The organism is uncultured Methylobacterium sp., from assembly GCF_964251405.1.
Taxonomy (GTDB): Bacteria; Pseudomonadota; Alphaproteobacteria; order Rhizobiales; family Beijerinckiaceae; genus Methylobacterium.
Genome location: NZ_CAXUJR010000106.1, coordinates 1 through 11,489 on the forward strand (window position 1 = coordinate 1; position 11,489 = coordinate 11,489).

Consider the following 11,489-nt stretch of genomic DNA (forward strand, 5'->3'; position numbering starts at 1 on the left):
CGCGACCGACGATGCACTAACTTCGCACCTGGGCCACCAAATAGGGGCAGGCCAGGCTGTTGGCGGGTCCGCCGGACTGCGTCTGGTTCGGCGCAGGGTACACTCTTGCGGTCATGCCGAGGTCTCCATGCCGATGGATGATCAACAATCGGAGAGCGGATAAGGTTCTGGGCGTCGGTTCGGGATCGTCGACCGAACCGGCGTCGTTGTCGCAAGCTGTCAGCGTGCTCGATCCTAGCCTGGTTTCGGTCCCAGGTGCCTCGACGGGATGGCATCCGTATTGCCCTTGCAGGTCTTGGAAGGCTGCGAAACGGGCGGTCCGAAAACGCGAAGCAAGGGTGGTGGATATGCAATGCTGTACGGATTGTATTTCATCACCTGCCTGGTCGAGAACCCGGCGCATTGTGTCACGCGGCTCCATACCTTCTCCGAAGAAGTGTCAGGTCCGCAGCGATGCCTCGCCGTGGCGCAACCCCAGATGGCCCAATGGACCAACGCTCATCCGACCTGGCGGGTCGAGCGCTGGCGTTGCGGCGCGCCGCCACGGGACACGGGAACGCGTATCTGACAGGCCGTTCGGGATCTAGGCGTGCCCTGCCGCGACGGGTTCTAGCGAGCGTCGCCGATCGCCCGGCGAACGGTAGAACGGGCGGCATCGATCGCGACGGTCGCGGCGGTCAACGTCCGGGGCTCGGTGGGCCGGTTCAGGGCATTGCGGGCGATGCTGGCCGCGAGATCGTCGATCTCGCCGGCCATACTGCGCAACTGCTCGGCGTCCGTCGTCCGACGCGCGTTCGCGCGGATCTTCAAGAGGCTTTCCGTCGCCACCTCGATGCGGTGCCGTCGGATACGTGTAAGGCGTTGCCGCAGCCAGGCGTAGACGGAGCCGAGTCCGCCTCCGAAGATGGCGACGAGGTAAATCCACGACTCGTATCGCTCGATGAAGCTTTCTTGCTCGCGCTCATAGAAGTCGATCGCCCCGGGATGGATCGGCAGTCTGGCACTCGTCGCCGCCACGGTCGTATCGTAGGCCGGATGGGTGATGGCGTCGGCCGATGGGACTTTCTCGGCTAAGCCGGCCCGCATCTCGAACAGGTGCTGCGTGACTGCGGCCGCTGCGCCGCGCGACAGGTCGGATCTGGCCATCAGGCGATAGGAGGGGCCCACGGTGGATAGGTCTTCGTGGGGCAGGCGCGGATTGCCGCCGAACAGGCCTGATGGAACCGTGACGGCTTGAAGCTTGGGAAGGCGGGCGATGATCGCAGCGACCTCGGGCAACCCGAATAGAACGACGTCCCGAGCGTCGGCGGCATCCCGGACAATGCGCAGAACGCGCATCGCGGCCGGGTTCGTTGGCGTCGTGACCAGTATGAGGGCGTCGATACGGCTCTCGCTGAGAGCCTTGGAAAGGTCACCCTCCTCGACCGGGACAAGCGTGGCCGGACTGTATGAGTCGAGGCCCGCCGACCCGATGCCGTAGTGATCGAGGACGGCTTGAACCAGCGCGCGATCGGCGATCCTCTCAGCCAGGATCCCCAACCGCTTGCCGCTGAGGTCCGGCATGGCCCTGATACCGGAACTGGCCGGTGTCGCGATGAAGATGGCCTGCTCGCGCAGGACGGTCAGCGTCAACCCGTTGCGTGGCATCATCACGTCCGGCCTGACGACGGCAAGATCGACCTGTCCGGCCTGCAAAGCCTCGGCGCTCTCTCGCACGCCATCGTAGGACACGATCCTGAGCGTTAGGCCCTTTCTTCGTGCCGCGAGCTCGTCCGCGTAGGCACGCAGCAGCGCCGGTTCCGTTCCCCCCAAGGGAGCCACCGCGATGGTCAGCATGGTGGCACGGGAGAAGCAGAAGATCGTTCCGCCACCGACTCCGAGCAGGACTGCGAGAGTGAGGAACCAGATCTCGCGTCTAGCCCAAGGGTTCGCCATGCGTCCGTTCATCTCCCGTGCTTCTCTTGGCGTCGCGCCGATGGTCCGGCGAGGCTTGGGTCCAGCGAGGCTCCAGTCCTGCCTGTGCTGGGCCTCAACCGGAATCAAGGACCGTTCGGGCTACCACGATCCCGATCGTTGTTCCTGAACGTCCCAAACGCTGCAAGCCCAAGAGGATGAGAGGTGGACGTAAAGGGATTCCCGGGCCAGCCTCGAGCTTGATCCTATGAACAGGGAAATCGAAACCATTGACGCAGCGCAGGAAACGGTGCGCACTGGACCCGGCTTACCGAGCCCGATGCCAAAAACAATTGTTTGTTGAATTCGCGTGATCTTTCACACCAATATTCATTGGAAATTATTTCCTTCATCTTGGAACAATCACGAATGGGGCTGATTGGTATTTCGAGGTTGCTGCCGGTCATGAAATCGATAATGCATTAACAGAATATATGATGCTATAACCAGGAAATTAAAAAGTATGCGGCAATATTTACTGTTAAAATCCGTATTAAAGCTATTATCCAAACTGCACCTCTATCCCATTACGCCCGAGGTCATCGTTAAATCGGCAGTAATAGCCGAGACATCGGGGCTGCGTTTAGAGCTTGACAGTCGTGAACGACTTCGACCAGAAATACTACACACCAGACTGAGAATGCCACTTCGAAGGGCAGCCGGTCGGCATTGCGGAGAGGAAACGATGACACTCGAGAGACGCGCGCTCATGGGCGCGCTGGTCTGCGCTACGGCGCTTGGCCTCACGCCGGCGCATGCGGCCGATCCCATCAAGATCGGCGTGACCGGCCCCTACACCGGTGGCTCGTCCTCGATGGGCGTCTCGATGCGGGACGGGGCACGCCTCGCGGCGGCCGAGATCAACAAGAACGGCGGTGTGCTCGGTCGACAGATCCTCCTCGTCGAGCGCGACGACGAAGCCAAGAACGAGGTCGGCGCGCAGGTTGCGCAGGAGCTGATCAACAAGGAGAAGGTCGTCGCTACGCTCGGCTTCATCAATACCGGCGTCGCGTTGGCCGCGCAACGCTTCTACCAAGAAGCCGAGATCCCGGTCTTCAACAACGTCGCCACCGGCACGGTGATCACCAACCAGTTCAAGGCGCCGGATTACGACAGCAACTACGTCTTCCGGAACTCGGCCTACGACGTGCTTCAGGCCGGCATGATGGCCGACGAGGCGATCGCGCGCGGCTACAAGAAGATCGCCATTTTGGCGGATTCGACGAATTACGGGCAGCTCGGCCGCGAAGATCTCGAGAAATGGCTCGCCGGCAAGAGCATCAAGCCGGTGGTCGTCGAGAAGTTCAACATCAAGGACGTCGACATGACGGCCCAGCTGCTCAAGGCGCAGCAGGCCGGCGCCGACGTGATCCTCGCCTACGGCATCGGCCCCGAGCTCGCGCAGATCGCCAACGGCATGGCCAAGCTCGGCTGGAAGGTCCCGATGATCACCTCCTGGCCGTCTTCGATGCAGAGCTTCATCGACATTGCCGGCGCCAACGGTAACGGCGTGATCATGCCCCAAACCTTCATCGAGGACCGGACGCTGCCAAAGCGCAAAGCCTTCCTCGAGAATTACTATTCGACCTATAAGGTGAACAAGATCCCGACCCCGGTCGCGGGCGCGCAGGGCTACGACTCGGTGTTCCTGCTGGCGGCTGCGATCAAGCAGGCGGGCGCCACGGACGGACCGAAGATCCGCGCCGCGCTCGAAGACCTGAAGGAAAAGGTCGAGGGCGTCGTGACGACCTACGAGAAGCCCTTCACGGCCCAGGACCACAATGCGATCACTCGCAACATGATCGTGTTCGGCAAGGTCGAGGACGGCAAGATCGTCTACGCCAAGGACGAGGACGCCAAGAGCGCGAGCGTCGTCCGCGTCAAGGAGAAGGCCGCGAACTAAAGCCTTTCGTCGAGGGGTCTTTCGCGGCAGGTTGCCACGAGAAACCCGCTCGCGAAGGCCGGTCTTCCATTGCGTTTCGCAGTCGGTCGATTGGCCGACACGCAAGCGCAGACCTAAGGGCATCGAACCGGATCTGAATTCCGGTTCGATGCCTTCAATCCTTGTTCAAGCATCGGCTTTTTTCCGAAAGGTGACACCCACCTTTTTGGCCGGTGCCATAAGACGTTCCGCTCGATCCGGTATCATCCCCATGGCCATCTTCCTGCAGCTCATCGCGTCCGGCGTCGCCGTCGGCATGATCTACGCCGCGATCGCCTTCGGCTATCAGCTCACCTTCGCGACGTCGAAGACGCTGAACTTCGGCCAGGGCGAAGCGCTCGCTCTCGGTGCCCTGTTCGGGCTGACCCTCGCGCCGATCGTCGGGTACTGGCTGATGATCCCGCTGGTCCTCGTCTTCGGCTTCGCCCTCGGCGCCGTCGTCGAGCGGCTCGGCGTCCGCCCGGCAGTCAAGATCAAGTCCGAGTACGGATGGATCATGGCGACCATCGCGCTCGGGATCATCTTCCGCAACGTCGCCGAGAACATCTGGGGTCGCGACGACCTCAAGTTTCCCTCGCCGCTTCCCGAGGCGGCGATCCAGTTCGGCGAGACCCGGGTGCTGCCGATGGAGCTGCTCATCGTCGCGGGCGCCCTCCTGATGATGCTCGCCGTCGAGATCTTCAACCGCAAGTCGATCTGGGGGAAGGCCGTTGTGGCGACCTCGAACGACATCGACGCGGCCGGCCTGATGGGGATCAACACCCAGAAGATCATCACCCTATCCTACTCGATCAGCGCCATGACGGCGGCCTTTGCGGGCGTCCTCGTCGCTCCGGTGACGCTAACCGGCGCGACAATGGGCGCGGTGCTGGCGCTGAAGGCCTTCGCGGTCGCGATCATCGGCGGGCTCGAATCCGGCCTCGGCGTCATCGTCGGTGGACTGATCCTGGGCGTGGCCGAGACGCTGACCGGCTTCTACATCTCGACCGGCTACAAGGACGTGCCCGGTCTGATCCTCCTCCTCGTCGTCCTTTCGATCCGCCCGGTCGGGCTGTTCGGCAAGGCCGTGATCAAGAAGGTCTGAGCGTGACAGCCGTTGCTCGCCATCCCGGCCGCCCCGCGCCGGCTCGCATCCACCCACCAAGAGCCTGACGCCATGGCGCAGTCCACCCTCGCACCCGCAGCGGCACCGACGGCCGCGCCCAGGCTCGGCCGTCATATCGGTCTTTTCGGGGCCGTCCTGCTCGTGGCTTTCCTCGTGGCCTTCCCGCACGTGATCACGAGTTCCTACTACATCCACCTCCTGGTGGTGATCGCGATCTACGCCATCCTCATCCTCGGGCTCGACATCGTGGTCGGCTACACGGGGCAGGTCAGCCTCGGGCATGCGGGCTTGTTCGGCGTCGGGGCCTATTCGGCGGCTGTCCTGTTCATGCACTTCAAGCTCGGCCTCTGGTACGGGCTGCTGGCCGGGATCGGCGTCACCTCACTCTTCGGCCTCCTGCTCGCCGTGCCGGCCCTGCGCGTCACCGGCCCGTACCTGGCGATGGTCACGCTCGCCTTCGGCACCATCATCCAGATCTTCATCAACGAGCTGACGCCGATCACCAACGGCCCCCTCGGCATCACCCTGCCGCCGGCGCGTGTCCTCGATTTCTCCCTCATCGGGATGCAGGCACCCTGGGGTGCTGCCGGGCGCAAGCTCGAATTCTACTACCTCGTCTGCGCCGCTCTGTTGCTGACGATCGTTGTCGTGAACCGAATCGTGCGCTCGCCCTTCGGGCGGGCCTTCGAGGCGTTGCGGGACTCGCCGATCGCGTGCGACTGCATGGGCGTCAGCGTCTACCGCTACAAGGTCTACGCCTTCGTCATCTCGGCGGCACTCGCGGGCCTTGCCGGCGCATTGTTCGCGTGGTCGGAGCGCTACGTCGCCCCCAACTCCTACGGCTTCGAACTCACGGTCTTGTTCCTGCTGGCGGTGACCATGGGCGGGCGCAAATCGAGGGCCGGGCCGCTCATCGGCTCGGCGATCATCGTGATGATGCCCAACATCCTGGCCGATATCGAACTCGTTCGCATCATGGCGGGGGTGATCGCCCTGGTGGCCCTCGTGGTGGGTGGACTCGCCTTCCTTCGCCGGCATGAGAACCGCTTCACGATCCTCGTGCCCGTGGTGCTCTGCCTGCTGTTCTTCCCGGCGACGCTGGCACTGCAATCGGTCACGGATTTCCGCCTCACCGTCTTCGGCCTGATGATCCTGTTCGTGGTCTATTACCTGCCGGACGGCATCGTCGGGTTCCTGCGGGACAAGATCCCGGCCCTGCGCCCGGCCCATACTGCCGAGGGGCGGACGCTGACGGCGGGGGGCGCCGCGCTCGTCGCGCAGCGGGGCGGGGCTGATGCCGACCCGCTGCTCAAGATCGATTCGGTGCTGATGCAGTTCGGCGGGCTGAAGGCCCTCGCGGGCGTCGACATCGACGTGCGTCCGGGCACGATCCACGGGCTGATCGGTCCGAACGGCTCAGGCAAGAGCACGATGATGAACGTGCTGACCGGCATCTACAAGCCGACAGGCGGATCGGTGACCCTGACCACGGTGGCGGGAACGAAGCGCCTCGATGGGCAGACGCCTTCCGATATCGCTTCGGCCGGCGTCGCGCGCACCTTCCAGAACGTCCAGCTCTTCCGGGAGATGACGGCGTTGGAGAACGTGCTCGTCGGCCTGCACCACGCCTTCAAGGGCAATATCGTCGACGCGATCCTGAGCACGCCCCGGCGCCGGCGCGAGGAGAGGGACGCGCGGATCCGCGCCATGGCGATCCTCGACTTCGTGGGTCTAGGCGGCCTCGCTCAGGTCGAGGCACGCAATCTTCCCTACGGCAAGCAGCGCCTGCTCGAGATCGCCCGCGGGCTCGCCCTCGATCCGGTGCTCCTGCTCCTCGACGAGCCCGCCGCCGGCCTCACCGCGCCGGACATTGCCGACCTCACCACGATCATCCGCAAAATCCGCGATGCCGGCATCACCGTGATCCTAATCGAGCATCACATGGACGTGGTCATGGGCCTGTGCGACCGCGTCAGCGTCCTCGATTTCGGCCACAAGATCGCCGAGGGCGGTGCCCGCGAGATCCAGAAGGACCCCAAGGTGATCGAGGCCTATCTCGGCAGCCCGGTCGCGGACCAGGAGCCCGTCCATGCTTGAGGTCACCAATCTCTCCGCCGGCTACGGCCAGATCGAGGTTCTCCACGGCCTCTCGTTCGAGGTCCTGAAAGGTCAGGTCGTCACGCTGATCGGATCGAACGGCGCGGGCAAGACCACCACGATGCGGGCGCTGTCAGGCATGATCCGCCCGCGCAGCGGCTCGATCCGGCTGAACGGCCGCGAGGTGGGCGGGCTCGAAAGCCACGACGTGGCGAGCGCGGGGCTGGCGCACTCGCCCGAGGGCCGCCGTGTCTTCGCGACCCTCAGCGTCGAGGACAACCTGACGCTCGGAGCGTTCCCGCGCCTCACCGGCTCGCGCCCGAAGGGCGACGTCGCGGCCGACCGCGAACGCGCTTTCGAGCTGTTCCCGCGGCTGAAGGAGCGGCGTACCCAGCTCGCCGGCACTCTGTCGGGCGGCGAGCAGCAGATGCTCGCGATGGGCCGGTCCTTGATGCTGCGCCCCGACATCCTGCTTCTCGACGAACCCTCGATGGGCCTTGCCCCGAAGCTCGTCGAAGAGGTCTTCCGCACCATCCGCAGGCTCAAGGAGGAGCAGGTGACGATGCTCCTCGTTGAGCAGTTCGCCATGGCGGCCTTGGGTGTGGCCGATCATGCCTACGTCATGGAGAACGGGCGGATCCGGTTCCAGGGGCCGGCCGCCCAGCTTCGCAACGACCCGGCCGTTCAGGCGGCCTATCTGGGCGGCGCCCACTGATCCGACCGCGCCGGCACACTCGCACGTCGATGTGCCGGCGCGGTCGACCTTCCGTGCCTGAGAAGCCGCGTCAGCGCCGCCTCAGCCGATGCAGGACCTCGCCGACGATCCCGCGGCGGAAGAGCAGCACGCATGCCATGAAGACGAGCCCGGTCAGGATGGTGACTGGGAACGACGACGTCGCGAAGTAATGCTCCAGCGCCGCGACCAGGGCCGCGCCGACGACCGGTCCGGGCAGCGTCCCGATCCCACCGAGCAGCGTCATCAGGATCACCTCGCCCGACATCTGCCAGGCGACGTCGGTGAGGGTGGCGAGCTGGAAGACCAGCGCCTTGGTGCCGCCGGCAAGGCCCGCGAGGCCCGCCGACATGACGAAGGCGCCGAGCTTGTAGCGATCGACCCGGTACCCGAGCGAGATCGCGCGGGGTTCGTTCTCGCGGATCGCCTGGAGGACCGCGCCGAACGGCGAGTGAACCACCCGCCAGACTGCGAACAGCCCGAAGGCCGTGATGGCGAGCACCACGTAATAGAGGTTGAGGTTCACCGAGAGATCGAGCAGCCCACCGAGCAGGTGACCGCGCGGCACGTTCTGAATGCCGTCCTCGCCCCCAGTGAAGGGCGCCTGCAGGCAGACGAAGAACACCATCTGGGCGAGCGCCAGCGTGATCATCGCGAAGTAGATGCCCTGGCGGCGGATCGCGAAGAAGCCCATCACGAGCCCGAGAAGCGCACCGACGGCCGCACCGAACAGGATGCCCAGCTCCGGCGGCCAGCCCCAGACCTTGAGGGCGTGGGCGCTGGCATAGGCGCCGCCCCCGAAGAAGGCCGCGTGCCCGAAGGAGAGCAGTCCGACATAGCCGATGAGCAGGTTGAAGGCCGCTGCGAACAGGGCAAAGCACAGGATCTTCATCAGGAAGACCGGATAGACCACGAACGGCGCCGCGATCACGGCGAGGATTCCGAGGATCGCGAGCCCGGCGTAGAGCGCACGATTCCGGTCGCTTCTCGGCGGTTGGGCCGCATCGGCAGGCATGAGGTCGGTCGGCCGCGCATCCATGGGATCAGCCCTCTCGCCCGAACAAACCGGCGGGACGAACCAGAAGCACGCCGGCCATCACCACGAAGATGACGATGCTGGAGGCCGGCGGATAGAACACTTTCGTGAGGCCTTCCAGCACGCCGAGGGCGTAGCCCGTCAGGATGGCGCCGCCGATCGAGCCCATGCCGCCCACGACCACGACGGCAAACACGATGATGATGAGGTTCGACCCCATCAGCGGGCTGACCTGATAGATGGGCGCGGCCAGCACCCCGGCGAGCCCGGCGAGTCCGGCTCCCAGCGCGTAGGTCAGGGTCAGCAGACGCGGCACGTTCACGCCGAAGACCTGGACGAGCGTCCGATCCTCGGTGGCGGCGCGCAGGTATGCGCCGAACTTGGTGCGCTCGATCAGCAGCCACACGGCGAGGCAGATGACGACGGAGGCGACGACCACGAAGCCGCGATAGATCGGCAGCACCATGAAACCGAGGTTCTTGGCGCCGACGAGCGCGTCCGGAGTGGCGTAGGGCTGCCCCGCCGCCCCGAACTGCCATCGGAAGGCGCCCTCGATCGTCAGAGCGAGCCCGAAGGTGAAGAGCAGCCCGTAGAGCGGATCGAGATCGTAGAGCTTCGACAGCGCGACCCGCTCGACCACGAGGGAGGCGGCGCCGACGAGGAGGGGGGCGAGTAGCAGCGCCCACCAGTAGCCGATGCCGAGATGCTCCAGCAGCAGCCAGGCCGCGAAGGCGCCGAGCATGTACTGCGCACCGTGCGCGAAGTTGATCACCCGCAGGAGGCCGAAGATGACCGCGAGGCCGAGGCTCAGCATCGCGTAGAACGAACCGTTGATGAGCCCGAGCAGGAGCTGACCGAGAAGGGCCTGGATCGGAACGCCGAAGATCATCGTCATCGCGTCAGACACCCAGCAATTCGTGAAGCCGCTCAAGACGGCCCTCGACTTCGTCGGACCGGAACGCGTCGACCACGACCCCGCCCTCCATGACGTAGAAGCGGTCGGCGACGCGGCGCGCGAAGCGGAAATTCTGCTCGACGAGGAGCACGGTGAGGCCGCGCGCCTTCAACTGGATCAGGGCTGCGGCGATCCGCTGGACGATGACCGGGGCGAGCCCCTCGGTCGGCTCGTCGAGGAGGATCATCTTCGGGCCGGTGCGCAGCACGCGGGCGATCGCGAGCATCTGCTGCTCGCCGCCCGACAGCTTGGTGCCGGGGCTGGAGCGACGCTCCTTGAGGTTCGGGAAGAGCGCGTGGATCTCGTCAACGCTCATGCCGCCGTTGGCGACCTTGGGCGGCAGCATCAGGTTCTCGGCGACCGTAAGGCCCGCGAAGATGCCGCGGTTCTCCGGCACGTAGCCGAGCCCGGCCCGGGCCGGGCCGTGGAGTGGCATCCGGGTCAGGTCCTGTCCGTCGAAGTTCACCCGGCCGCTCCGGCGCCCGACGATGCCGAGGATGGAGCGCAGGGTCGTCGTTTTGCCCGCACCGTTGCGGCCGAGCAGGCAAACGGTCTCGCCCTGACGGACGTTGAGGTCGACCCCGTGCAGGACGTGACTCTCGCCGTACCAGGCATGCAGGCCGGCGACGTCGAGGAGGGCGGGTCCCGTGGGCGCGATCGCTGCCATCGGCACGGAGTCGTGGGTGCCGAGCTCAAGCATCCTCGGACCCCATATAGGCCTCGCGCACGCGCGGATCGCGGCTGACCGTGGCGTAGCTGCCCTCCGCCAGGACCTCGCCGCGGGCGAGCACCGTGACGTGGTCGCAGAGGTCGGCCACCACCGAGAGGTTGTGCTCGACCATCAGGACCGTTCGCCCCACCGCGACGGTGCGGATGAGGTCGCTGACCCGGCCGATATCCTCGTGCGCCATCCCGGCCATCGGCTCGTCGAGGAGGAGAAGGTCGGGTTCGAGTGCGAGTGTCGTCGCGATCTCCAGCGCGCGCTTGCGGCCGTAGGACAGGTCGGCGGCCTCGGTGTCGGCATGCGCGTCGAGGCCGACATCCGAGAGCAGCGCGCGCGCGCGGTCGTCGAGCACCGACAGCACGCCGTTCGACCGCCAGAACTGCGTCGCGAGCCCCGCCCGCCGCTGCAGGGCGACGCGGACGTTAGCGAGTGCCGTGAGCTTGGGGAACACCGCCGAGATCTGGAACGAGCGCACCAGCCCGAGGCGGGCGACGTCGGCCGGGGGCAGGGCCGTGATTTCCCGGCCGCGATAGACGACCCGCCCGCCCGTCGGCTTGAGGAACTGGGTCAGCAGGTTGAAGACCGTGGTCTTGCCGGCGCCATTCGGGCCGATCAGGGCGTGGATCGAGCCCTCGCGGATGGAGAGATCGACGCCGTTGACGGCCTTGAACCCGCGGAACTCCTTCCGCAGGCCGGTGGCCGTGAGGATGGGCGTGGCGGCGGTCATGGTGACGGGCCTGCGCCGGCCCGGACATCGATCCTGACGGGTCGGTGCGCACCTCTCCTCCCCCTTGCGGGGAGGAGTTGGAGGTGGGGGTGGCTGGGTGACCCGCTGCGGAGGCCAGCGGTACCACCCCCACCCCTAACCCCTCCCCGCAAGGGGGAGGAAAATCCCGCTCCTACTCGGGCCGGCATCACTGGCCGATCGACGGGCAGCCGCTATC

9 protein-coding genes are annotated in these 11,489 nt (G+C 65.7%); 4 read left to right on the forward strand and 5 right to left on the reverse strand.

All coding sequences use genetic code 11. The annotated features are described in order from the left end of the window. Positions 1-609: 609 nt before the first annotated feature. Entirely contained in the window at positions 610-1,935 is a 1,326-nt protein-coding gene (locus ACFE7U_RS15585) for a TAXI family TRAP transporter solute-binding subunit (protein ID WP_375410633.1), read from the reverse strand. A gap of 727 nt (positions 1,936-2,662) precedes the next feature. On the opposite strand from ACFE7U_RS15585, the gene ACFE7U_RS15590 reads away from it, so the two are divergent. The 4 genes from ACFE7U_RS15590 to ACFE7U_RS15605 all read left to right on the forward strand — a co-directional run bounded on the left by ACFE7U_RS15590 (position 2,663) and on the right by ACFE7U_RS15605 (position 7,812). Next, positions 2,663-3,856 (forward strand): ABC transporter substrate-binding protein, encoded by a 1,194-nt coding sequence (locus tag ACFE7U_RS15590; protein ID WP_375410640.1) that lies wholly within the window; start codon positions 2,663-2,665, stop codon positions 3,854-3,856. Positions 3,857-4,106: 250 nt separating this feature from the next. Then, a complete protein-coding gene (locus ACFE7U_RS15595; RefSeq protein WP_375410634.1) occupies positions 4,107-4,979 on the forward strand; it encodes a branched-chain amino acid ABC transporter permease in 873 nt (290 codons plus the stop codon). 72 nt (positions 4,980-5,051) lie between these two features. Next, on the forward strand, positions 5,052-7,097 hold the full coding sequence (locus tag ACFE7U_RS15600; RefSeq protein ID WP_375410635.1) for an ATP-binding cassette domain-containing protein: 2,046 nt from the start codon (positions 5,052-5,054) through the stop codon (positions 7,095-7,097). Next, positions 7,090-7,812 (forward strand): ABC transporter ATP-binding protein, encoded by a 723-nt coding sequence (locus ACFE7U_RS15605; protein ID WP_375410636.1) that lies wholly within the window; start codon positions 7,090-7,092, stop codon positions 7,810-7,812. The genes ACFE7U_RS15600 and ACFE7U_RS15605 overlap by 8 nt, the downstream gene beginning before the upstream one ends. A 70-nt stretch (positions 7,813-7,882) precedes the next feature. Here ACFE7U_RS15605 and ACFE7U_RS15610 read toward each other — a convergent pair whose 3' ends face one another. From ACFE7U_RS15610 to ACFE7U_RS15625, 4 genes are read right to left on the reverse strand one after another with little or no spacing between them, the layout of a single operon-like run. After that, the gene (locus ACFE7U_RS15610; RefSeq protein ID WP_375410637.1) at positions 7,883-8,845 is read right to left on the reverse strand and encodes a branched-chain amino acid ABC transporter permease; all 963 of its coding nucleotides are present in this window, start codon (positions 8,843-8,845) and stop codon (positions 7,883-7,885) included. A gap of 28 nt (positions 8,846-8,873) precedes the next feature. After that, entirely contained in the window at positions 8,874-9,761 is an 888-nt protein-coding gene (locus ACFE7U_RS15615) for a branched-chain amino acid ABC transporter permease (protein ID WP_375410641.1), read from the reverse strand. Between the two features lie 4 nt (positions 9,762-9,765). Beyond that, positions 9,766-10,488 (reverse strand): ABC transporter ATP-binding protein, encoded by a 723-nt coding sequence (locus ACFE7U_RS15620; protein ID WP_375410638.1) that lies wholly within the window; start codon positions 10,486-10,488, stop codon positions 9,766-9,768. A gap of 25 nt (positions 10,489-10,513) precedes the next feature. Further along, positions 10,514-11,272 (reverse strand): ABC transporter ATP-binding protein, encoded by a 759-nt coding sequence (locus ACFE7U_RS15625; RefSeq protein ID WP_375410639.1) that lies wholly within the window; start codon positions 11,270-11,272, stop codon positions 10,514-10,516. Positions 11,273-11,489: the final 217 nt, after the last annotated feature.

Excerpts from the sequence above, each read along its gene's own strand:
- ACFE7U_RS15585 (WP_375410633.1), bottom strand. The coding sequence starts at position 1,935 with ATGGCGAACCCTTGGGCTAGACGCGAGATCTGGTTCCTCACTCTCGCA.
- ACFE7U_RS15590 (WP_375410640.1), top strand. The coding sequence starts at position 2,663 with ATGGGCGCGCTGGTCTGCGCTACGGCGCTTGGCCTCACGCCGGCGCAT.
- ACFE7U_RS15595 (WP_375410634.1), top strand. The coding sequence starts at position 4,107 with ATGGCCATCTTCCTGCAGCTCATCGCGTCCGGCGTCGCCGTCGGCATG.
- ACFE7U_RS15600 (WP_375410635.1), top strand. The coding sequence starts at position 5,052 with ATGGCGCAGTCCACCCTCGCACCCGCAGCGGCACCGACGGCCGCGCCC.
- ACFE7U_RS15605 (WP_375410636.1), top strand. The coding sequence starts at position 7,090 with ATGCTTGAGGTCACCAATCTCTCCGCCGGCTACGGCCAGATCGAGGTT.
- ACFE7U_RS15610 (WP_375410637.1), bottom strand. The coding sequence starts at position 8,845 with ATGCCTGCCGATGCGGCCCAACCGCCGAGAAGCGACCGGAATCGTGCG.
- ACFE7U_RS15615 (WP_375410641.1), bottom strand. The coding sequence starts at position 9,761 with ATGACGATGATCTTCGGCGTTCCGATCCAGGCCCTTCTCGGTCAGCTC.
- ACFE7U_RS15620 (WP_375410638.1), bottom strand. The coding sequence starts at position 10,488 with ATGGCAGCGATCGCGCCCACGGGACCCGCCCTCCTCGACGTCGCCGGC.
- ACFE7U_RS15625 (WP_375410639.1), bottom strand. The coding sequence starts at position 11,272 with ATGACCGCCGCCACGCCCATCCTCACGGCCACCGGCCTGCGGAAGGAG.